Source organism: Nostoc sp. DedQUE09 (genome assembly GCF_034530915.1).
Taxonomy (GTDB): domain Bacteria; phylum Cyanobacteriota; class Cyanobacteriia; order Cyanobacteriales; family Nostocaceae; genus Nostoc.
The window spans coordinates 91,498-114,133 of the sequence record NZ_JAVRCE010000003.1; the positions used below are offsets into that span (position 1 = coordinate 91,498).

The following is a 22,636-nucleotide window of genomic DNA, read 5'->3' on the forward strand; positions in this document are numbered from 1 at the left end:
ATAAATGTAATAAAACTTTATAAAGCAAGTTACGTAATTTTACGCCCTCAAAAGGGGAATTTTGCTGTAATTCCAGAGAAATTACGGTTTATGTATACTTACAGACAGGATAAAGTTGGTAAATTATTTCAAGACAGTGCAGTTAAAAATAAGCTAACTTAAGCATTTATAGGATATCTTGAGTATTTTATTACTTATGCATCAATGTAGCAATTTGCTTGATGCAGTGGAAATTTGGCCATCTGAGATAGAAAAGGGCTATAACAGGTGAGAGAAAGTATTTACACAAAATTTGTCAATTATCAGGGTATAGCAACACAACTAACGGTGAAGAATATGCCAAGAGGTTGGGTGCAAGAACAATGGGGTTATTATCCGAGGGCGTGCCAAAAATGAAAAAGCCTTTATCATCACCGCCACATTACGTAGATGACATAGACCGACTAAAACCTTACCAAGTCAAGCTGATGCAGCATCAGGAAGAACCTGCCCGCGAATTGGTACAAAAGATTAACCAAATTATTGCTAATAGCTCTGCTACGGCTTTGATGCTGCAAGAGATTGCCCAATTGCTAGGAGTTGCGTTTCAAGTAGATTGCTGCTGCTTAGTTTCAGTGGCGGATGAAACATCTGACGAAGCAACTACTACTAATTGGTGTGCTGATGAGTATTTAGGGTTGCCACACCCTGAAGAAATGTTTTCAATGGAACAGTTGCTTATGCACTCGCCAGTGCTGCAATGTGCTGCCCAACCATTGACTATTGAAGACATTTCCATCATTCAAAATAGTCTGGTCATTGGGTGTCAATATCTACCACTACCGATAAAAGCGGTTTTGGCAATTCCCACTCGGTTTGGTGGTAATAACAATGGAGTGATTAATCTGATTAAATTCCAACCTTATGAATGGAGTGAATCAGAAAAACAATTGCTCAAAGAAGTGGAGTCAGCTTGCGCGATCGCTTTTTCTGGAGTGGCACAAGCTCAACAAATTACTCATCAAGAGCTGTCCCTGCAAAAAAGCAAGCACCATCAAAGCTTGATCAAGCAATTAACCTTATTGAGTCGTAGCAACTTGGAGCTGAATCAAATGCTCCAGTTAGTTATCGCCTCGACAGCCGAATCTCTACAGGCAGATCGGGGTTTGCTTATATTACTGAAATATACAGATCCACTATTTAAGACTCAAGCTAAAAAACAAATCCCCAAAGCGAAAGCTAGTGTAATCGCCCAATGGGCTAGAGAAACACAAAATTCTGGCACTAGTAAACTAGACACCTTAGATCAGTCTTTCTTGATTTCAGACTGTGGTTTATGCCAGCGTGCCTTCATGGATTCTGGAAAACCAGTAATCTTCGATGACTATACAGATCAAAACAATACCTTAACAGCTGCTCCATTATTTGCGATAGAGAAATTGCCTGCGGTACTTTTAGTGCCATTGGAAAGTCAAGGTAAAATTTTAGGCTTTTTAGTGCTACAGCAAGCTGTAATTCGCAATTGGCAACCAGAAGAATTAAATCTTGTGGAAATGGTTTGCGCTCAAGTGAGTAACGCCATAATTCAGTCACAGACATTGCGCCAAGTGCAAATGTTGGTAGATGAACGGACGGCGAAACTCCAAAGTAGTCTAGAACTCCAAGCGAAATTGCATGAAAGAACCCGACAGTATGTCGAGCAGCTGCGGAAACTTAATGAACTCAAAGATGAATTTTTGAGTAATATGAGCGATCGCCTACGCTATCCTTTGACAAATATGCTGATGTCAATAAAAAACTTGCGTTTGCCAGGAATAACGCCAGAGCGTCAGGGTAGATATCTGGATATTCTTGAGCAGGAATGTTCAAAAGAAATCAACTTGATTAATGACTTGTTGACACTCCAAAAGCTAGAGTCGCCTCACGAAGCTCCCCAATTAGAATCTATAGATTTAAATACTAGAATTCAAGATATAGCAGCATCCTTTGAAAAAAAACTTGGCGAAAAAGGATTAAAAATTTCTATAGATTTGCCGGAGGAATCGCTCAAACTGCAAACTGAACTGGAGAGTTTTGACCGTATCCTGCAAGAATTATTAACTAATGCCTGTAAATATTCAGAGTCTGATACAATAGTTCGCCTTGAAGCGTCTCACCGAGTCGAGCAGCAAATCGATCAAGTTATCATGAAGGTGACGAATACAGGACGTGCCATCTCTGAAGAAGAAGCGACCTACATCTTTGATAAGTTCCGCCGTGGAAAAGGTCGCTGGACTCCAGGGACTGGCTTGGGACTTGCTTTAGTCAAGTCTTTAGTGCAGCATTTAGATGGAGCGATCGCTGTTGAAAGTCTCCCAATCTCGGATTCTGAACAGAGCGAAATTTGCTTCACCTTGACTCTGCCCCAATTTTCTGACGAAAGCAAACCATAATTCTGAAAGTGACTAAAAAACAGAACACAACAGAGAACCCTGATTTGCAATCTTCCACTGATGACACCAACCTAGAAGAGGATTTGCTTGCTCAGGTAGAAGTTCAAATTGAGAAAATAGCAGAGCGACAGCGGCAAATCAGTGCTAAAGTCCAAATTCCCCACCCAGTGGAGCAAATCTGGAAGGTTCTGACAAATTATGAAGCCTTACCAGACTTCCTCCCCAACCTCGCCAAGAGTTGTCTAATCGAGCATCCCGATGGTGGAATTCGACTGGAGCAAGTTGGCTCTCAACGCTTACTGAATTTCAACTTTTGTGCACGGGTAGTTCTAGACTTGGAAGAATGCTTCCCTAAAGCAATTAATTTCCGCATGGTAGAGGGAGATTTTAAAGGCTTTTCTGGTAGCTGGTGCTTAGAGCCTTATTCTTTCGGTGAGTCTTTAGGAACAAATCTGTCCTACACAATTCAAGTTTGGCCTAAACTCACTATGCCAGTAGGAATTATTGAAAATCGTCTGAGCAAAGATTTGCGGTTAAATCTTTTGGCTATTCACCAACGTGTAGAAGAACTAGCCAGCAAAGAACCGTATGCATAACAACAATAAACCATCATTCAGATGTATTCCTGAATGATGGTTTTTATTGCTACATTTCAAATAAAAAAGCTTTTGCTTTTTATTCTTTTTAAGTACCCCCAGGGGAATTCGAATCCCCGTTACCTCCGTGAAAGGGAGGTGTCCTAGGCCTCTAGACGATGGGGGCATCGGACTCAGACCTTTTATAAATTAACCAATTTTCTTGCTGTTGTCAACAGGTTTTGCCAAAAAAAGTTTGTGGCAGCTAAACTGGGTGGAAGCAAAAGCTTGAAGAGGATACAAAGATATGGAGACAGATAAGAAAGTCCGTAGATGCTTCTGCGGTCAGCCGCAGGGTGCGTCAGCCTTGGGCGCTGGAAATTTCGGGGTATACACATATCTAAAAAACGCTGAAGACAGCAAGGAACAAAGGGTATGATGTTGTACCCTGTAGAGTTAATATCTACGGTTTTTTACAAGAGATTTTGAAATAAATCGCTCAAAATCTACAATATGGAAGCATCTTTTGAAATTACCACACAGATGGCGATCGCTGTCTTTGCAGGCATTAGCGCCCAAGTGCTGGCTGCATACCTTCGTGTACCCAGCATCGTCTTGTTATTGCTGTTGGGCATTTTGTTTGGCTCTGATGGTATAGGGCTATTGCATCCCCATTCGCTAGGCACTGGACTGGAAGTTATAGTCGCCCTCGCAACGGCAATCATTTTGTTCGAAGGCGGACTTAACTTGGATCTGCGTGAGTTAGGTAGAGTTTCAGTCAGCCTGCAATTGCTGGTCACTCAAGGAACGCTGATCACATTGCTTGGTGGGAGTATGGCTGCTCACTGGCTCGGCGAATTTCCTTGGAACATAGCTTTTCTCTATGCTTCCATAATCGTGGTGACAGGCCCAACTGTCGTTGGCCCTTTGCTGAAACAAATCAATGTAGATCGGCAAGTGGCAACACTTTTGGAAGGGGAGGGGGTTTTAATTGACCCTGTAGGGGCTATCCTCGCCTTCGTTGTCCTCGATAGGATTTTGAACGGCGATGCTGATCCCATCAATGCGATCGTCGGTTTACTTATACGCCTGGGTGTTGGCGCAGCAATTGGTGGTGCTGGCGGTTATCTGATGAGTTTGATTTTCAAACGCGCCAGTTTTCTGTCATTTGAGCTAAAAAACTTAGTGGTGTTGGCGATACTTTGGAGCTTGTTTACCTTATCGCAGATGATCCGCAGTGAATCGGGAGTCATGACAACAGTAGTTGCAGGAGCAGTCTTTGCTAACTCCTCAGTCCCAGAAGAACGTCTGTTACGCAGCTTTAAGGGTCAACTGACAATTCTCAGCGTCTCAGTGCTATTTATCTTATTAGCTGCTGACCTATCCATTGCCAGTGTGTTTGCTTTGGGTTGGGGTAGTTTATTCACTGTTTTGGTACTAATGTTTGTCGTTCGCCCGATTAATATCCTGTTGTGTACCTGGAACAGTGACCTCAACTGGCGACAGAAACTGTTTTTAAGCTGGGTTGCTCCGAGAGGAATTGTTGCTGCCTCTGTAGCTTCTTTTTTTGCGATTTCCCTGACACAGCGAGGCATTAACGGCGGTGATTCCATCAAAGCTTTAGTTTTCCTGACAATTATCATGACTGTTGTCTGCCAAGGACTAACAGCTGGCTGGGTTGCTAAATGGCTGCAAATCACTTCTAAGGACGTAACTGGGGCAGTAATTGTGGGTTGTAATCCCTTGAGTCTTGTGATTGCCCGGTTTTTTCAGGAACGGGGAGAAAACGTGGTGATGATTGATACTGATCCCGAATGCCTTGTGCAAGCCGAGGCACAAAATCTCCGGGTTATTGCCAGCAGTGCGCTAGATGCTGCTGTTTTAGAAGAGGCAGGACTTGCCTCTATAGGTACTTTTTTGGCTATGACAAGTAATGGCGAGGTGAATTTTGTTTTGGCTCAAAGAGCAGCTGAGGAGTTTAAACCCCCCCGTGTCTTAGCTGTTTTTCCCCGCGATCCGCAAGCGAGTACCTCGACTAGTAATAAAGTTAATCAAGCTTTTATTCCAGACTTAGCAATTAAAACTTGGAATGAATATTTGAATGATGGACGAGTCAAGTTAGGGACAACTACGTTAGATGAGTTGGAGTTTTCGACTCAATGCGATCGCATCCAAGAAAAGATTCGGACTGGGGTGTTGATACCACTATTGGTAGAACGAGCAGAACGCTTACAGGTAATGCCAGCGAACCAAGATTGGGAAATTGGCGATCGCATTATTTATCTGTTACATGACCCCAGACCTAGCCTTTTAAAACGCTTATCTGGTGCTACACAATCCACTCCCTTGTCTCTAGAAAAGTTACCAGAGGTTGAAGACCTATCCCTCGCCCAATTATCTCAACTTTCTACTAGTGAGGCTTCTGGGGGATGAGGAGCAGAGGAGCAGGGGGGCAGAGGAGCAGGGGAGCAGGGGAAGAATACCCCTAACTCTTGGCTCTTTATTAGCTTTGGGAAGGAATAAATTCGCTTTCTGGTTTTGGCGCTTCTTGATACATTTGCCATTCCTGCCAGAGTAAAGCAGACAAATGTACTATGGCAAGAATTAGCGTCGCTACCGAAATTAGATAACTGTGGATTGTGTAAAGGTGTTCGACGGTAATTGTGTTAATCGCTCCACCACCAGTTAGGATTTCGCGCAGTTGTCCACCAATCAAAGGAATGGCTTCGATGGTTCCTAGCTCAATGCTAAAACGCCAGTACCCTTCCTGAGTCCAATCTAAAATCATCGCTGTCCAATCCAGCCCGATCGCACTTAGGGTTAACAAAATTACACTAATCCAGGCAGCCAGCCAACTCTTACGAAATTGCCGACCTAAAAACATCACCACAATTTGAACGAGAGCGATCGCAATTACCCCGTTACCAGCAATCTCATGCGCTCTCCAAAACAACCAACCGTATGGCAGTTGTGTATTAATCAGCTTTAAGGAGTTATAAGCTCCGCCTGCTGTCGGTTCATAGTAAAAAGACAGCAAAATTCCAGTAGAGATATAAATTAAACACAGAGTCAAAATCACGACTGATAATATCGTCGCTATTCGTCGCAAAATCTTATCGAACTGGGTGCTTTGCATAGCTCACCCCTCCTGTTCTTAACTAAGTATTTATTCTTGTTACGATTTTAGCTAAGAAATTTTAATAATTTTTACTTTTCTTATATAAAAATAAAGTTTTTTAAATCAAATACTGTACCCAAGATTTTAAGGCTTCTGGTGAGCCATACCAAATCCCAGGACTTCTAGGAGAATGCTTTACACCTTCAATCACCAGATTTTCCGCCCCCTGCAAATGAGCAGCTTCAATGGGCGTAATCCCATCTCCCCAAGTATTACCCTTCCCACAGGTTAATTGGTAACTACTATAAGCTAACCAACTACCAGGCCGCCTTTTCCCAAAGATAGTTTTGCCAGCCACACAAACGTAACGAACGTTTTTGTAAAAAGCTCCAGGGTAGTTATTGGTAACAAAATCCAGATTGGTGCGTGTCCAGCGTTCTTGGCTGATATGGGGTGTACCCAAGGTGACAAAAGTAGCAACCAAGGGATGCCCTTGCCAGAGAAATGGTTTGACATCACCGCGCGCTAAATAGGGCTTTTCTCCCATATAAATGCGGGATATCCAACCTCCGGCTGAGTGACCAATTAAATTAATTTGAGTAGCATTATGTTCACGTAATATATGCTTGATCGTGTAATCGAGTTGTTGCAGAATAAGTATTACGGGTGTTACTCCCAAAGTGGGGAGCCAGTCACGCCGTCGCAGTGGGACTGTAACCGTGGGAAAATTTAACTGCTGTAAAGATTGTTCTAGTTGGCGATAAGCGATCGCGCTTTCTAGATATCCAGGCAAAATAACTGTCGGTAACGGCATTTTAAATTTTGGATGCAATGATTGAGATTTTGAACTTTTTTGACGAAGAAGTAGTCATATTCAGGAGCTAGAATTGCGATCGTCTGACTGACTCCTTAGAGAAAAAACCAATAGCTTTGGTGGAATTTAAGGCTAAAATGTCAATAAAATTGTACAATTTGCAACAGTTTGAGGGGCTACTGATGTGGTAATATTTTCAAATAGGGCCAGTCATAGACAAACACGTGTGTCATCTGTTACAGAAGTGTAGTTGACTGAAAAACAGTTGAAAAAACAAGGCAACTTCGGCAGATGTTTTGATGTATTCAAAGTTGTGCGTTTACTTAAACTTTATAAAACTTCCAGATATTAATTTTAATTGTGTGCGTCATAAGAATAAAAAATCAAAAGTAGTAATTTTTCAAATACCTCTTTAGCAAGCTCGGATTTTGAAGATATGATACAGCGTCATTAGATTAATTAAAAACTTGAATAAATGGCAATTTTGGCGTTTTGATTGCCAACCGAGGAAGTTATTATTTCCTTATGAAGAACGCATATCTTGCAAGATATTGCAATGCTGAAAAGAGAAAATCGCTAGTCAACTGCAACTGAGTGAGTGAACGATAACAGCTATGTCTTACGTCTCCCTGCTGAAAAATATACCAGAAATTTTAAGCCAGCCAATTGGGATAGCAGCAATTGCTTCCCTTGGTATGCACGGTGCGATCGCGATGATCGTACCATTGATGCCGATGGAGTCTAACAAGCCCAAAGAAACAGCATCATCCCAGCCAGTCGGACTTTTGGAATTGAGCCAAGCCGACCAAAACCGTTTGCCGCAAAGCACGCCCCAGATTGGTTTACAACAATTACCTCCAGTCGCCCCACTTGCGGCTCCAAACTTTAGCGTCCAACCGGGATTAACCCCATTAGCGCCATCACCATCCAGTCAGCTAGTATTACCTCCGCTACCGGCATCATCAAATAACTATCGAGTCTCCTCTTTGCCTACAAGGCAGTCTTTGCGGATGATTCCGAGTGATAATTTGCGGTTCGACGCTTCCAAATTTGATAGTTCTAAATTTAATACCAGCGCCAGATTCTCTCGACCAGTTCCTCGTGCGAATGTGAGTGAGAGCGTCGCCAAATACGAGCCACCTAAGCCGCTATCTGTAAATAGGTTGCCAGAATTGCAATCGCAGCAAATACCTGCTGATCTTCTGCGCAATCCCCAGCCTCCAATCTTATCTGATACCGCACCCGTTGCAACAGCACAGGTAAATACGACTTCGCAGCCAATGACGCAACCAGTTCCGAATGCGTCGTCTACAATTGCTCAAAACCCGCTGATAAATTCTTTAAAACAAGCTCCAAGGAATGGGGATACTTTAATTGGAACTAGGGGAAGCACGCTACAAACAGCGGATTTATCGACGAAGGGAACTCAACAGTCCATTGCACAGCTAGACTCCTACGCAAACCTGAGAAAGGAAGTCCAGCGACAATACCCCAACGCTGAACAAAAACCAGTCATCCGCCAAACATTATCCACGAATAAGTCAAATCTTGAAGGTGCTGTTTTGGGAGTATTGGTGGTAGATCCTGATGGTAAGGTCTTAGATATCAAATTTCAAGACAAGTTAATTTCCCCGGAATTGCAATTAAAAGCAAGGCAATACTTCAACAAGCAATCCCCCAAGGGAGATAAACAGATTAGTTCCTATCCATTTAATCTACGTTTCCAAAACAGCACGAGCAATCTTACTGGGACTACTCAAGAGCAAAACCCCTCGTCATTATCTGCACCGGGCATCAATAACAATCAGATTACCCCCTCACCAGCAGCTACTTTTAAACCATTACCTGATTTACAAATCAGAAATAACCCACCTACATCTTCACCAACAGGTACTCTCAAACCATTAATTGTACCAACAGCTACTCCCAAACCATTATCTGAACTGCAAATTAAAAATAACCAGCCTACGTCTTCATCGGCAGCTACTTCTGAACCTTTATTGTTGCCAAAAATCAATCAAGTTCAGTCTACATCTGCTGCTCAATCGGATAAAAAATTAGTAGAACGGTTGCGTGAAGTCAAGGAAAACAGACAAAAGTCTAATCCAGAAAAATAATCGCCCGTTGATGATGGATTCAGGTAGCGGTGATTTATCTAGACGCATTTGCAGCGTCTGATAAAGAAGCGGCTACTCTACGATTTCTCCACTGGAGTAACCGGAAGGTGTTGTTCTGCCTGAAAATCATTGTTTTTGACTATTTTTTGCGTAAGTCCCGTTTAAAATACAATTTGTTTGGGTTAAGAGTTACTGATGTAGAGACGTGATTTATTGCGTCTCTATATCAGGGTTTTGGGTTTAAAATATTGTTTCTAGTAGTTGGCAAATTAGCGATCGCTAATTTGTCATACATAATACTTAACTTAGAAGTTCGTTAAAAGCTTCTAAGAAGGAAATGCACTGAGGGATTTCCAACAAATAAATTCTCCAATATTTTGGGGTGAGCGTCTAGCTGGCTATTAACTAAAGATAGGCAAACGCTCACCCCAAAAAAACTATACTGTATAGCTACTTTACCAACCTTGTTCTGCATTTTGAAAAACGTAAGCAGCTACCTCCAGAATCTCCTCAGAACTTAACTTGGCTTTAAAAGCAGGCATGGCATTTTTACCATTTTGCACTTGATGGATAATCGCCTCGATTGAGTCTTGATTGTAATTTTCTAGGTACTTTGACAATGCTTCCTTTTTCAAGGTTTTCTGGCTGATAAGGATGTTACCGCCACCTATATGGCAAGAAGCGCAGTTAGCCTCGAAAATTTTAGCACCGTTAGATGTTTCGGCAGCTAGTGCTGGACTAATGAATGTAAATTTGAATAGGGCGATCGCCGACAGTAAAATTAATAAAAGTATTCTCAACAGTATTTCCTCGCAACAAGCCTCCAGCAAGAGTATAAACGCGATTAATCCCTGATTAAGTCAAATTTGATCAAAATTGGCGGTAACAAGTTCACTCCTCGATCGCTACACATTGTTTAGCGTCTTAGGGAAAGATAGAACTCGTTACCGCCATTTCTACATTTTGTGCGTCACTCTAGGAGTGTAGCGTGTGGCGATGAGCTAATTTCACTGAGTAATCATCTCGTGTCAAACGCTGGTGTTTCTAGCTTTGGACAGTAATTGTACCAACCATGCCAGCACCACGATGAGGTTCACAGTAGAAGGTGTAGTCACCAGCAGGCGCGTCTGCTGCAAAGGTGGTCGTTTCCTTTTGACCAGGACTCATGAGCAACTTCTTATGAGATAGAGATTTAGCTAAATCGGCGCTCTTAGTGGGGTTTTTGGCAGCATCAAACACAACATTATGGGGAGGAACTTTATTGTTCACCCATTCAATAGTGTCACCTGGTTTAATGGTCAACTTTTTCGGTTCAAATGCTAGCAGTCCTTTATCACTACCCAATTTCACCTGGTAGGTTTCAGCCGAAGCACTGGGAGTAAAAACAGCAAAGCTGCTAACAACTAAAAGGATTGTCAACACAGCTAAACTAAGGCGCCGCCAGCTTGCCGAAATTAATTTCATAGCTCTCTCCTAACAAACAATTTTTTTCCCTTTCTCATTTTAAATAAAATCAACACCAAATATGACAATCTGTCATAGATCAATTTTTTTTTTAATAATGGAGAGCAATTTATTGCAAAAAGCTGTCCAATAAGTAGTAAATGGGGAATGGGGAACGGGGAATTAGGAGTAGGGACTGAATTCTCCCCAATGCCCTATTCCCAATGCCCAATACCCTATTCCCAATGACTCAACCCCAGGATTTAGTAATAGATTTTTCCGCCTCCCCACTTAGTACCAACGATTTTGGGTTGTAAGAGAATATGACCGGCGATCGCTTCCAAGTCATCATCCGTCAGATTTCGCACTGCTGTGAAAATATCTGCACTTTTGAGACTGGGGTGTATTTCGGAAATCTCTTCTTCCCCGTCGTAAGTAGTGGGATTTTTTAGGTAATCTACTAAACCTTCAATGTTGTTACGGTTAGGTGTTGCTAGTGCCAAGTCCTCTGGAGTGAGTCCGACGTTTTGGTTTGTCTTGGTAACTCCCCCAGCATGACATTGGGCGCAAGCGTAATTAAATAAGCGTTTGCCTTCTTTGACTTGTTTAAGGCTGAGTACAACGGTATCACCCTGAGTATTTAATGGCACTGTTCGGGTAGCTTCGTCTAGTTCCACTGCTGTCGCGCTACCGACAATCAACTGAAACGAGAGTAAAACAGTAGCCACAACAACGCCAATTAGTCTTATAAACATGTTTCCCCTTAAAGATTTTGACGCTCAACACAGCTAAGAACGCGATTCTCAATCTCCAAGCTGCTAATTGCTAATGACTTATTGTTTTTTATCATTAGCTATCAGTTATTAGCCAAAGTTCTGAGATAACCCTTCAGGGGACTTCGTGATCACCCACCAAGTCGTTAGTACCTTTGGGACGTATTTCAGACGATATTTGGGAAATAATTGCCCTTGCATCTTCTAACGCCAAACGGGTCTTTTGGTGTTTGTAGGCGATTCCCAGTTGGTTGCACAGAGAAAACACTTGTTCTACAGGAATGCTGTAGTCAGCTGCTATCTCTGCGATCGATAGGTCTGCAAAACCCATAATGCTTGTTTACTGATAGATAGAGATTGAGTCGCTGTAATACCAATATCACGTTAGGAGTGCAATTTGTTGCCCAAAATACTGTTTGGGGAATGGGAGGGGGCAAGGGAAGCAGGGGAAGAATTTTTGACTAATGACTAATGACTAATGCCTATTAACCTTTTCCCCCGGTAAAAGTGACGCTTTGAATAAAGTAACGATTAAAAAAGGCATAAATGCCTAAAGCTGGCAGGGTAAAGACCATAGAAGCCGCCATAATGTAGTTCCAATAGCTGATGTATTGACCTTTGAAGGTGTTCAGCCCTAAGGGGAGGGTAAACATTTCTGGGTCAAATAGGATAACTATAGGCAGTAAAAAATTATTCCAACTCCCCATGAACACAAAAACTGCCTGTGCTGCTAGTGCTGGTTTTGCCAAAGGTAAGACAATGTGTTGAAAAATTCCAAAAGTATTTAAGCCATCGAGTTGGGCTGCTTCTTCTAGTTCTTTAGGAAAATTAACGAAAAACTGCCGCATCATGAAGATAAAAGTCGCATTAACCATGCTAGGAACAATCATGCCTTGGTAAGAATTCAGCCAGCCGATCGCTTTTAAAATCAAAAATGTCGGAATTAGGGTAATTTGCGTCGGTACTGCCAGCACAGCCAAAATTAGGAAGAACCAAAAGCGCTTGCCCACAAAGCGCAATCTTGCCAAGGCATAACCAGCCATAGAATTTAACAATAAGTTTAAAAGCGTAACGCTGACGGCGATCGCTACACTGTTGAACAACCAGCGCCAAAATAGCGGTTCTTGGAGAAAGATTTGCCTGTAGTTGTCAAGAGTAAAATTCTTGGGGAGAAAGTTGGGTTCACCACTGACAATCTCTGTTAGGGGCTTAAATGATGCTGAAAATGCCCAGAGAAAGGGAATTAGAGTAATGATGGCATAAAGTGTCAGCAAGACGTACAACAGGGCTTTGAGCCAGGATAAGCCAGAGGAGTTAGTCAAATCCGTTCGCCTCCGAAAAGTCGCCGCTGAATCAAAGTGATGGCAATGATCACTGCTGCTAACAGAAATGCGATCGCAGCTGCATATCCCATTTGTAAATTCCGAAATACAGCTTGATAAATCAGCAGTACCACAGTTAAGGTAGCGTTATTTGGCCCGCCAGTACCGCCAGAAAAGATGTAAGACTGGTCAAAAAGTTGAAAAGTCCCAATTACCCCCACAGTCGCCACAAAGAAGGTTACAGGCTTAAGCAAGGGAAGAGTAATGTGGATAAATTGCTGCCCTCCATTTGCGCCATCAAGTTCTGCGGCCTCGTAAAGTGTTTGGGGTATATCTTGCAACGCCGCCAGATAAATCACCATAAAAAACGGCGCAGTTGACCAAATGTTCATGATCATAATTCCTTTGAGCGCAACTGCTGGATCGCCCAACCAGTTATAAATAGGTAGCCTTACAAAAGCGAGAAAATCGTTTAGTAGCCCATCAGTGTTATAAATCCACATAAAGATGAGTGTCAGCACAGCTGAAGAAGTGACTGTCGGCAAAAAATAGAGGATGCGCCACCAGTTTTTACCTCGAATCCCAGAATTCAGAGTTACCGCCAAAATTAAAGCCAGGATAGTTTGAGTTGGCACAACAATAGATACATATTCGGCTGTGTTTCTCAAAGCAATCCAAACTCTTTCATCTTCAGCTAATCGCGTGAAGTTCCGAAAACCGATGAACTCGTACTCAATACCGCCGAGAAGTTGGACTTTTTGCAGGGAAAGAAAAACGGCGTAGAGAATGGGTAAGACTACAAAAGTTCCCAAAACTAGAATGGTGGGCATCATGAACATATACCCAGCCAAGTCTTCTGTGATGTTCTGCCTGGGGTTACTCCGCCGTCGGTTAATTTCAAACACTACTAAACCTCCGCTTAATCCCGCACTAACCCGACTGTAGCGATGGGTTGTGCATGATTATTTATCGTACTCCTGTACAAAAGGCTCAAATTCAGGCTGAGTCACAGTTATTGCTAAATATGAAGACCGAACATTTTTACAATTTAAAATGGCAACAGGAAAGTGAAGATGCTATATTTTAATCCTCGAAAACTGCTGATAAGAAGTATAGGAGTAGTAGCGATCGCCTACATTTCAACTTGTCTATTACTATTTTTTCGCCAGCGTTATTTTATCTTTCGTCCTACTTCGCAATTTTTAACACTACCGAGTTACCCTGACTTCAAACTTCCCTACAAGGATGAACGCTTACCCATTACTAATTCTGATGAATACATCCACGGCTGGTGGATTCAAGAGCCATCAGCCCAAGAGAAACTCTTTGCTATCCCAAATGAGCCTGTAAGAATTCTTAAATCGCCAAAGGTCATTTTATATTTTTGTGGAGCTGCTGGTAATAAAGGTTACTACAATCATGTAGCAAGACTTCAGGGAATGCGGCAGTTGGGCTTTTCAGTATTGGTGATTGACTACCGAGGTTTTGGCAGCAGTCAGGGGAATTTTCCCAGTGAGTCTCAGCTTTATCAAGATAGTCAAATAGCCTGGAATTATTTAGTAAAAGTCCGCCGAATTCCCCCAGAGCAAATTGTCATTTACGGCGAATCACTTGGGGGAGCGATCGCTTTAGATTTGGCCATCAAACAACCAAAAGCCAACGCCTTGATTATGCAAAGCTCGTTTACATCAATGGCAGAGGAAGTCAAGCACAGAGATTGGCTCTGGATGTTCCCCGTCGATTTACTACTGACGCAAAAGTTTGATTCCATCTCGAAAGTTGGTTCTCTACGTATTCCTGTCTTGTTTATTCATGGAACTGCTGATATTGTTGTCCCATCATATATGAGTCAGCAGTTATATGATGCTGCTCCTAAACCCAAACAACTTTTATTAATTCCAAAAGCAGGACATTTCCAAATTTATCAGACTGGAAAAAATTCGTATTTACAAGCAATTCAAAAGTTTATCGAAAATGTGGAGTCTCGCTAGAAAATGGAGAGTGAGAAATAGGAGAATTTTTAATTGCTTAATTCATTGCTTTAATTTGCTGATTTGCTTCATTCTGTGCCTTCAGCATTGCTTGTTTTAATGGTTGTTGCCCAAGTAAGGCGCTGACAAACTGGTTATCAAAATTATTCACGATCGCACCTGGATATTTACCCACCTGCCACGGTGTAGCGTAATTAACTCCCGCAACTAATGGCGATCCCAGTAGGTCTTGGTCATAGCCGATAAATATTGAGCAATAGTTCATGCTATGTCCTATTAGAATATGACTATAGTCATGACTACGGTTATTATGAAATCCATTTCCAAAAGTAAACTCAAATCTCAACTTCTTGAGTTCTTACGACTTGTAGAGTCAGAAGGAGAAGAAATTGTAGTTACCGATCGCGGTAAGCCAGTCGTGAAAATTTCCAAATACGCACAAACACCTTCAACAGAGGAGTTATTTGGGGAAATACGCGGTAAAGTCAAGTACTTTGAGGATTTAACTACACCAACCACTGAGGAATGGACACAATTGTGAAGATAGTCCTTGACACTTGTGCCCTAATCTGGTGGAGTTTAGATCCAGCCAAACTTTCTGAACAAGCTAAAGAAGCGTGCAACCAGATGGAAAGGGATAAAAATGGTCTTGTCCCTTCCATAGCTATATGGGAAATTGCGATAAAAATCAAAAATAAAAAACTAGATTTAGGAGTCAATCTTAACGATTACGTAGTAAGGCTGAAAAAGTCTAGTACCGTTCAGATTGTACCCATTGATGAAAATATTTGGATGGAAAGTGTCAATTTAGAATGGGGTCATCGAGATCCAGTAGATCGAGTTGTTGTTGCACTAGCCAGAAGTAATCAAGCTGCAATAATTACATCTGATCGGGAAATAGCAAATTTCTACTCAGAAGTAATTTGGTGAAAGTAAGAAAGATTGCTTACTCCATCGCCCTAATTTGCTGATTAGCTTCATTCTCTGCCTTCAGCATCGCTTGCTTTAATGGTTGTTGTCCCAACAAGGCGCTGACAAACTGGTTATCAAAGTTATTGACGATCGCACCTGGATATTTACCCACCTGCCACGGTGTAGCATAACTCACACCCGCGACTAATGGCGATCGCAACGGGTCTTGATCGTAGCCCAAATTATTTGCCACTGATTTACGTGTTGGCAAAGCAAACCCTGTTCCTGTCCACTTTTGCATTCCTTCTTTACCTGTGAGATAAGAAATCAACTCCCAAGCTTCGGCTTTGTGTTGTGCTTGCTTATTCATCACGTAGGCAACTGTAAACACCATTGTGCCTTTTTTATTATTAATCGTAGGCACTGGTGCAGTAGCAAATTCTACTTGGGGAAAAGTTTCAGTTAGATAAGGAATTACCCAGTTACCTTCAATCACCATTGCTACTTTACTCTGACCAAACATTTCACTACCTGAGTTTGTTCCTACATCAGATTTTTGGGCAGAGGAACGATCTTTTTGATACTGGTTTACTACCAACTCTAAACCCTGTAAACCTGCTGCACTCGCAAAGGTAGCATAACCATTTTTATCTACGAGTTGTCCACCAAAGGCTTTAATTTTATAAGCCTGACGCGCCAATTCAGGAATTTCGCCAAAGCCGTATTTGTTAAGTTTGCCTGTTAATTGTTGCGAGTAGTTACGTAATTCATCCCAAGTTGCTGGCGGATTACTTAAGCCTGCGGCGGCGAAGGCTTTTTTGTTATAAAACAGAGCCAGGGTTGAATAGTCTTTGGGAAGACCGTAAATCTGATTTTGGTATTTGAAACTGTCAAGTAGGGCATCCTCAAAATCCGTGAGGTCAAATTCGGGGGTAATGTAACTTTCTAACGGTTCGAGGACATTCTGATTCATTAAGAAAGGAGCTTCCAGAGCATCCAGATAAAAGACATCGGGCGCAGCTTCCCCAACTAAACGAGTTTTGATTACATCCATGTATTGGTCGGAAATTACCTCATATTTGACCTTAATAGTTGGATGTTGTGCTTCAAAGTCTTGCAGTACTTGTCTTAATAGTTTTTGCTCAACGGGAGAGCCTCCCCAACCACTAAGTTTGATGGTGACTGCGGTAGATGCTAACGGTTTGCTTGGCAATTGTAGGCTGTGACAAGCAATAATAGCGATCGCGATTACCATCACCAATGCCAAAAAATTAAATAATCCTTTATTGTTCACAAACAAATACTATTCTCTTTCCTCGCTTATAACTTGTGTTATTAAGGAATGATATTTTACTTGTTTGAAATTTTGGCTGAAAATTGCAAGCTAAAATAACGAACAGTTATCAGCAATGCTAATTCAAGCATTGAGTCTCTTTCCAACCTGATTTATCTGAGGATACTTCACCCATAATTTATGTTGATGGATTCTGTTCAGATTGAAACAACTGCGCCACTGACTCTGGAATTTACCCAGATTGCCTCACCACCAACAGCAATCTCTTCAAACTCTCGAATTTCCAAGGATGCTATTCGCACCAGTTTAAAAGCTTCCACTGCGGATTGTGTCTTAGCATCGGTTTACTCTCTTGGAACTGGCGGGATTTTACTCAGCAATTTATTGGTGGAATTGGATGCTAGTCCAGTGGTATTTGGGATGCTGTCTTCTATTCCCATGTTGGTCAATCTCATTCAGCCGTTGGGTGCTTACTTGTCGGAACGCAGCACCAGCCGCTTTCAATATTTGCTTCGGACACACGGAATTGGTCGCCTGATATGGCTGATTTTAGTAATTGGTATTGTCAGCGCCAGCTTGGGAGTGATTGATGCTCACCAGTTAGTCATATTGACACTCTTGATTGTTCTATTCAGCAATCTTTTGGGAGGACTAGGAAGCGCATCGTGGCTCAGTTGGGTGGCAATAATAGTTCCCCGACGATTACGAGGCAGGTATTTTGGGGCACGCAATAGTGCTGGTAGTCTAACTAATTTGATTTGCGTACCAATGGCCGGTCTAGTTGTATCACATTGGTATGGGGGAACTATACAAGGCTATGGAGTAGTTCTACTGATAAGCATTGTCTTTGGAATTGTGGGATTAGGATGCCAGTATTTCCAGGTGGATATGAATCCGCAATTGCAAAATACTTATTATGGCAACTCATCACAAACAACTGAGATTCAGGCACAGGTTGCAAAAGATGAATCTTCTGAAGTATCTCAATCAATTCATCCGCCACAAGACCAGTTAACTGACAGCATCTGGAAAAACTCTAACTTTTTGAGATTTCTGCTGTATTTCAGCTTTTGGGCGCTTGCTGTTAACCTCAGCAGTCCTTTTTTTAACCTCTATATGCTCGACACCTTGAATTTGGATGTGAGCTACGTGACTATCTACAACAGTCTTCAGGCGGGAGCGACTTTGCTGATGCTCATCTTGTGGGGAAAATTAGCAGACAAGATAGGCAATCGTCCCATCCTCATCTGTGTTGGAATTTTGGTTGCAGCCACACCACTGCTTTGGCTGGGGATTGGTGTTAGCTACCTTGACATCTGGTTGTGGTTGCCACTGTTACACATCTTGACTGGAGGGACTTGGGCAGCGATTGACTTATGCAGCAACAATATCCAATTGGGCATTGCACCAATTAAAAATCAGTCTATCTATTTTGCGATCGCAGCTGCCGTTGCTGGAGCAAGTGGTGCTTTGGGCACAACTATAGGCAGCTTTCTTGTGCAATTTACTCAGTCTGGAGGCTTACTAGGCTTGTTTGCCCTCTCTGGTCTATTCCGACTAGTAGCCCTTGTTCCACTCATGTTTCTTCAAGAGCCGGGGAGAGGGTGAAGGAGCAGGGGAGCAGGGGAGCAGCACTTCTGTACGAGAGAGCTTGCACTTCGACTACGCTCAGTGACCGGGGAGAAGTTGCAGTAAGTTTTTCCCCTCTGCCTCCTGTGCCCCATACCCCATACTTTATTCTGCTGCGCTAGAAGTTAAGGACATTGTTTCCCACAAAACCATGTGAGGTGTTGTTAATACAGGCTGGTGTAGGGCAATCAGCTGGGCTAAGGTGTTCTTTAATTGGGTACGGGGTACGATATCATCAACAAAACCATGCTGGAGCAAATCTTCAGCAGTCTGGAAATTTTCAGGTAGTTTTTCCCGCAGGGTTTGCTCAATCACTCGCCGACCGGCAAAACCAATGGTTGCTTTGGGTTCTGCCAAAATTATATCGCCCAACATTGCAAAACTAGCGGTAACGCCGCCCGTTGTCGGATTGGTCAAAACTGGAATATATAATAGTCGGGCGTCTTTATGGCGCTGCAAGGCTGCGGATATTTTTGCCATCTGCATCAAAGAGAGCATACCTTCTTGCATTCTCGCGCCACCAGAGGTACAGACGATAACTACAGGATAGCGTCGTTGAGTGGCTTGCTCAATCATCCGGGTGAGTCTTTCTCCCACGACCGAACCCATACTGCCACCCATGAAGCGGAAGTCCATAACTCCAAGGGCAATAGGCAAACCATTGATTTGACCTAAACCAGTTTTAACTGCGTCTATCAAGCCAATTTTATCTTGTGTTTCCCGCAAGCGATCGCTGTAAGGTTTGCGATCGCGAAATTCCAACGGATCGGTTGGACGCAAATGCTCGTCTAGCGGTTTCCAGGTATTATTATCTATCAATTGACGGATGCGCTCATCACTGTCTACCCGATTGTGATGACCACATTCGGCACAAACCATCTGATTTGCTTTCAGGTCTTTTGTGTATGCCAACACGCTGCACTTGGAACATTTATGCCACAAACCATCAGCAATTTCACGTTCTTGGCGTTCGAGGCTGGTAGATCCTGACTTCCGCCGATTTGCAAACCAATCAAATAGAGACTTTAAACCACGTGATTCTTCGTTGTTAGCCATTTTTTATTTTATTTTAAGTGGGTATGAGGTCGAAAACATGTCAAACCGTATTGGGTTGTGCTTAGTCATAAGTCATTTGTCTTTACTAATGACTGATGAATACATCGTTAAACTACGTTTTTAAGCAATTCAGACCTTAATTTTCGTCTTTGGTTGCCAGCTTAACGAAAATACTTATACCAATACAAGTCTCTTGCTCTTTTTTTCAGCAGACTTAATTATATGGACGTAGTGACAAAACCATGAGAATACCAACCTCCAAATAAGATGCTCTCCCCCTCCCACCCTAATCAATTATTTGTATTGCTGGGTTCTGAACAATCAGCATCTGTTGCACTAGTTGTACTTGCCAACGGTTAATCGTCGTTAAGAGGGTAATACAAGTCACAAGCTGAATATTATCAAAATGTGAAGGGCAGATGGGGTAATGTTGGTTACAGTCACGAATTATAAATATTTCTTATGAAAGGGCATTGGGAGTGCTGAGTGCTGAGTGCTGAGTGCTGAGTGCTGAGTGCTGAGTGCTGAGTGCTGAGTTAGGAGTTAGGAGTTAAGAGTTAGGAGTTTTGTTTATCTCCTTGTCCCCTCATCTCCCTGCTCCCCTGCACCCCTGCACCCCTGCACGCCTGCTCCTCTGCTCCTCTGCTCCCCTGCTCCCCACTCCCTGCTTGATACTTCAATTCAAGAGGCTGGAAAAAATAACCGCAGGTAGCTAGACAAAATGGCTTCGCCGCTAAACAGCGTAATCACAGATCCTAAAGCCAGAAAAGGCCCGAAAGGTATTTTTTGTCCTAATTTTTGTCGCGATCGCTGCATAATCAAAATACCGATACCAATTAATGCTCCCAACGCACAGGCAATAAAACTAGCTAAGAGCAAATATTTCCAGCCTAACCAAGCTCCCATCATGGCTGCTAACTTGGGATCACCTGTACCCATTGCAGTTTTCCTAAAGGCAATTGAACTCAATAGGGCGATCGCCTCAAACAGCCATAAGCCTAATACTGCGCCAACTATAGCGATCATAAGGTGATTTACTAGTGCCACAAAACTACCCTCTGGTAGAAAACCAACTACCATTTGAAACAAAATTCCCACCACTAAACCCGACTTAATAAGTGGATTGGGTAGGGTCATTGTATCTAAGTCGATGAGTGATAGCGCTAATAACCAACTGCAAAAAGCCCAATAGCCTATTGTTAAAGTCGAAACTTGAAATACCAAAAAAATTAGTAAAAAAATTATGCCCGTTACCCCTTCTACCACGGGATAACGGACAGAAATTTTGCTTTTGCAATATCGACACCGCCCTCTTAAGGAAATCCAGCCGAACACTGGTACATTGTCGTAAGCTTTTAGCTGGTTTAAGCATTTAGGACAACGAGAAGGCGGCCAAAGAATTGACAACCCAGCAGGTAGCCGATAAACAATAACGTTGAGAAAACTGCCAATAGATGCACCCAAAGCAAAGACCATTACACTCGCCGGGATGGCGAACAAAATGTCCATACAGTCATTTGTCCTTTGTCATTTGTCCTGTGTCATTTGTGCTTTGTCATTTGTGCTTTGTCAATAACTAATGACCAATACTTCTCTGGGAGACGCTACGCGTAGCTTGCTTCCCCGGATGGGTACGACTACGCTCAGTACAAGTGACTAATGACTAATGACTAATGACTAATACATATGTGATTCAATTTGACTTAAGGGCACAAAACACTCTTGAGGTAAAAGAACTGGTTGGTTAGTAAAAATAACCTTACCTCGATGAGTCACACGATTAATTGCTACACCGGAAGGTTGCCCAGCTATTTCGGGGTGAACTTCACAGTGAGTATAGTATATCTGCCCAGCAGCTCTAATTACAGAGGGATCAATCAAAGGCGATTGGTTCTTTGGGGCGGTAAAATTTACTTGACCTTGTCGTAATGCGTACACTATCGACTGTTATTTGATTGCTAGATTTCCCTTTAGTCTACCCGAAACTTATAGCAAAGGTTGCCAAATTGCCCAAGTTGCTATACAAAATTATTATTGTTCGATCGCTTTGATGAGTGAGTCTCCCATAGCGCGGCAACCAAGGAGATTTTTTCCTGGAGAAATTATATCGCCTGTGCGATCGCCTTGTTCTAAAACTTGCAATACGGCTTGCTCAATACGATCTGCTGCTTCTGGTTGGTCTAAACCGTAGCGTAACATCATCGCCGCACTCAAAACCTGTGCGAGAGGATTTGCCTTATCAAGTCCGGCAATATCTGGGGCGGAACCATGAACTGGTTCAAACACACCAGGCCCAGAAGCACCCAAACTAGCTGAGGGTAACATCCCAATACTACCTGTGAGCATGGCAGCAGCATCAGAGAGAATATCGCCAAACAAATTGCCTGTAACAATAGTGTCGAACTGTTTGGGAGCGCGTACTAACTGCATAGCTGCATTATCTACATATAAATGAGAGAGTTCGATATCTGGATATTCGGCAGAAAGTTGGGTGATGCGATCGCGCCACAACTGAGATACTTCTAATACGTTTGCCTTATCCACCGAGCAAAGTTTTCCACCGCGTTTTTTTGCCGCTTCAAACGCCACTCGTCCAATGCGTTCAATTTCCGATTCGGTGTAAACCATTGTATTTACACCGCGTTTTTCACCAGTTTCTGTGGCAAAAATCCCTTTAGGTTTACCGAAGTAAATCCCACCAGTGAGTTCGCGCACCACCATAATATCCACGCCTTCGACAATTTCGCGCTTCAAAGTCGAGGCATCGATTAGCTGGGGCAAAATTTTCGCTGGGCGCAAATTGGCAAATAATCCTAAACCTGCACGTAATCCCAACAAACCTGCTTCTGGGCGTAAATTGGATGGTAGGGAATCCCACTTATAACCACCAATGGCTGCGAGTAATACAGCATCACTGTTACGGCAAGTATCTAGAGTGAGAGAGGGCAGAGGTTCCCCTGTAGCGTCAATTGCTGCACCACCGATCAGGGCTTCTTGGAATTCAAACTTCAGATCAAATTGCTTCCCTACGACTTTCAGCACATCTACCGCCACTGCCATAATTTCAGGGCCAATGCCATCGCCGGGGAGTAGAGTAATGCGGTAGTTCTCGGTCATAGCTGGTTATTACTAGGTAAATGCTTTCAGATCAAATATCATACCTAGCAAAATGTACTGATGG

21 protein-coding genes, 1 tRNA gene and 1 pseudogene are annotated in these 22,636 nt (G+C 42.7%); 8 read left to right on the forward strand and 15 right to left on the reverse strand.

Going from position 1 to position 22,636, the window contains the following annotated elements:
• Window positions 1–392: 392 nt before the first annotated feature.
• Window positions 393–2,411, forward strand: a complete 2,019-nt coding sequence (locus RMY27_RS02790; protein ID WP_322660214.1) for a GAF domain-containing sensor histidine kinase — start codon at window positions 393–395, stop codon at window positions 2,409–2,411.
• 8 nt (window positions 2,412–2,419) lie between these two features.
• A complete protein-coding gene (locus tag RMY27_RS02795) occupies window positions 2,420–3,007 on the forward strand; it encodes an SRPBCC family protein (RefSeq protein ID WP_322660216.1) in 588 nt (195 codons plus the stop codon).
• A gap of 93 nt (window positions 3,008–3,100) precedes the next feature.
• On the opposite strand, the gene RMY27_RS02800 is transcribed toward RMY27_RS02795, so the two are convergent.
• Window positions 3,101–3,173: transfer RNA gene (locus tag RMY27_RS02800), tRNA-Glu, on the reverse strand.
• A 326-nt stretch (window positions 3,174–3,499) separates the two neighbouring features.
• On the opposite strand from RMY27_RS02800, the gene RMY27_RS02805 reads away from it, so the two are divergent.
• Window positions 3,500–5,419 carry a cation:proton antiporter gene (locus RMY27_RS02805; protein WP_322660217.1) on the forward strand — a complete coding sequence of 640 codons (1,920 nt, stop codon included), beginning with the start codon at window positions 3,500–3,502 and terminating at the stop codon, window positions 5,417–5,419.
• 70 nt (window positions 5,420–5,489) lie between these two features.
• On the opposite strand, the gene RMY27_RS02810 is transcribed toward RMY27_RS02805, so the two are convergent.
• Both RMY27_RS02810 and RMY27_RS02815 read right to left on the reverse strand, forming a co-directional pair.
• Complete coding sequence (locus tag RMY27_RS02810) at window positions 5,490–6,122, reverse strand: cytochrome b N-terminal domain-containing protein (RefSeq protein WP_322660219.1); 633 nt, start codon at window positions 6,120–6,122, stop codon at window positions 5,490–5,492.
• Between the two features lie 100 nt (window positions 6,123–6,222).
• On the reverse strand, window positions 6,223–6,918 hold the full coding sequence (locus tag RMY27_RS02815) for a lipase (RefSeq protein WP_322660221.1): 696 nt from the start codon (window positions 6,916–6,918) through the stop codon (window positions 6,223–6,225).
• Between the two features lie 614 nt (window positions 6,919–7,532).
• Between RMY27_RS02815 and RMY27_RS02820 the strand changes: the two genes are divergently transcribed.
• Complete coding sequence (locus RMY27_RS02820) at window positions 7,533–9,035, forward strand: hypothetical protein (protein WP_322660223.1); 1,503 nt, start codon at window positions 7,533–7,535, stop codon at window positions 9,033–9,035.
• 455 nt (window positions 9,036–9,490) lie between these two features.
• Here RMY27_RS02820 and petJ read toward each other — a convergent pair whose 3' ends face one another.
• The 6 genes from petJ to RMY27_RS02850 all read right to left on the reverse strand — a co-directional run bounded on the left by petJ (window position 9,491) and on the right by RMY27_RS02850 (window position 13,478).
• A complete protein-coding gene (petJ, locus tag RMY27_RS02825; protein WP_289795865.1) occupies window positions 9,491–9,835 on the reverse strand; it encodes a cytochrome c6 PetJ in 345 nt (114 codons plus the stop codon).
• 244 nt (window positions 9,836–10,079) lie between these two features.
• On the reverse strand, window positions 10,080–10,499 hold the full coding sequence (gene petE, locus RMY27_RS02830; protein ID WP_322660225.1) for a plastocyanin: 420 nt from the start codon (window positions 10,497–10,499) through the stop codon (window positions 10,080–10,082).
• 242 nt (window positions 10,500–10,741) lie between these two features.
• A complete protein-coding gene (psbV, locus tag RMY27_RS02835; RefSeq protein ID WP_094347444.1) occupies window positions 10,742–11,233 on the reverse strand; it encodes a photosystem II cytochrome c-550 in 492 nt (163 codons plus the stop codon).
• Window positions 11,234–11,366: 133 nt separating this feature from the next.
• Window positions 11,367–11,582 (reverse strand): hypothetical protein, encoded by a 216-nt coding sequence (locus tag RMY27_RS02840; protein WP_322660228.1) that lies wholly within the window; start codon window positions 11,580–11,582, stop codon window positions 11,367–11,369.
• 154 nt (window positions 11,583–11,736) lie between these two features.
• Window positions 11,737–12,573: a carbohydrate ABC transporter permease gene (locus tag RMY27_RS02845; protein ID WP_322660230.1), complete on the reverse strand. Its 837-nt coding sequence runs from the start codon at window positions 12,571–12,573 to the stop codon at window positions 11,737–11,739.
• The gene (locus RMY27_RS02850) at window positions 12,570–13,478 is read right to left on the reverse strand and encodes a sugar ABC transporter permease (protein ID WP_322660232.1); all 909 of its coding nucleotides are present in this window, start codon (window positions 13,476–13,478) and stop codon (window positions 12,570–12,572) included. Before RMY27_RS02850 ends, RMY27_RS02845 begins: the two co-directional genes overlap by 4 nt.
• A gap of 168 nt (window positions 13,479–13,646) precedes the next feature.
• On the opposite strand from RMY27_RS02850, the gene RMY27_RS02855 reads away from it, so the two are divergent.
• A complete protein-coding gene (locus RMY27_RS02855) occupies window positions 13,647–14,564 on the forward strand; it encodes an alpha/beta hydrolase (RefSeq protein ID WP_322660234.1) in 918 nt (305 codons plus the stop codon).
• A gap of 37 nt (window positions 14,565–14,601) precedes the next feature.
• Here the strand turns inward: RMY27_RS02855 and RMY27_RS02860 are convergent.
• A pseudogene (locus tag RMY27_RS02860) lies at window positions 14,602–14,808 on the reverse strand (ABC transporter substrate-binding protein); the annotation flags it as partial.
• Window positions 14,809–14,859: 51 nt separating this feature from the next.
• On the opposite strand from RMY27_RS02860, the gene RMY27_RS02865 reads away from it, so the two are divergent.
• Together RMY27_RS02865 and RMY27_RS02870 are read left to right on the forward strand one after the other, a co-directional pair.
• The gene (locus tag RMY27_RS02865) at window positions 14,860–15,105 is read left to right on the forward strand and encodes a type II toxin-antitoxin system prevent-host-death family antitoxin (RefSeq protein WP_322660236.1); all 246 of its coding nucleotides are present in this window, start codon (window positions 14,860–14,862) and stop codon (window positions 15,103–15,105) included.
• Window positions 15,102–15,494 carry a type II toxin-antitoxin system VapC family toxin gene (locus tag RMY27_RS02870; protein ID WP_322660238.1) on the forward strand — a complete coding sequence of 131 codons (393 nt, stop codon included), beginning with the start codon at window positions 15,102–15,104 and terminating at the stop codon, window positions 15,492–15,494. The genes RMY27_RS02865 and RMY27_RS02870 overlap by 4 nt, the downstream gene beginning before the upstream one ends.
• A gap of 16 nt (window positions 15,495–15,510) precedes the next feature.
• Here the strand turns inward: RMY27_RS02870 and RMY27_RS02875 are convergent, their stop codons facing one another.
• Window positions 15,511–16,731 carry an ABC transporter substrate-binding protein gene (locus tag RMY27_RS02875; RefSeq protein WP_322660445.1) on the reverse strand — a complete coding sequence of 407 codons (1,221 nt, stop codon included), beginning with the start codon at window positions 16,729–16,731 and terminating at the stop codon, window positions 15,511–15,513.
• A gap of 225 nt (window positions 16,732–16,956) precedes the next feature.
• On the opposite strand from RMY27_RS02875, the gene RMY27_RS02880 reads away from it, so the two are divergent.
• Entirely contained in the window at window positions 16,957–18,378 is a 1,422-nt protein-coding gene (locus RMY27_RS02880) for an MFS transporter (protein ID WP_322660240.1), read from the forward strand.
• A 126-nt stretch (window positions 18,379–18,504) separates the two neighbouring features.
• On the opposite strand, the gene accD is transcribed toward RMY27_RS02880, so the two are convergent.
• The 4 genes from accD to leuB form a co-directional block, all read right to left on the reverse strand.
• Complete coding sequence (accD, locus tag RMY27_RS02885) at window positions 18,505–19,455, reverse strand: acetyl-CoA carboxylase, carboxyltransferase subunit beta (RefSeq protein WP_322660242.1); 951 nt, start codon at window positions 19,453–19,455, stop codon at window positions 18,505–18,507.
• A gap of 681 nt (window positions 19,456–20,136) precedes the next feature.
• Complete coding sequence (locus tag RMY27_RS02890) at window positions 20,137–20,964, reverse strand: prepilin peptidase (protein ID WP_322660244.1); 828 nt, start codon at window positions 20,962–20,964, stop codon at window positions 20,137–20,139.
• A gap of 168 nt (window positions 20,965–21,132) precedes the next feature.
• Complete coding sequence (locus RMY27_RS02895; protein ID WP_094347451.1) at window positions 21,133–21,393, reverse strand: hypothetical protein; 261 nt, start codon at window positions 21,391–21,393, stop codon at window positions 21,133–21,135.
• A 93-nt stretch (window positions 21,394–21,486) separates the two neighbouring features.
• On the reverse strand, window positions 21,487–22,572 hold the full coding sequence (gene leuB, locus RMY27_RS02900) for a 3-isopropylmalate dehydrogenase (RefSeq protein WP_322660246.1): 1,086 nt from the start codon (window positions 22,570–22,572) through the stop codon (window positions 21,487–21,489).
• Between the last annotated feature and the right edge of the window lie 64 nt (window positions 22,573–22,636).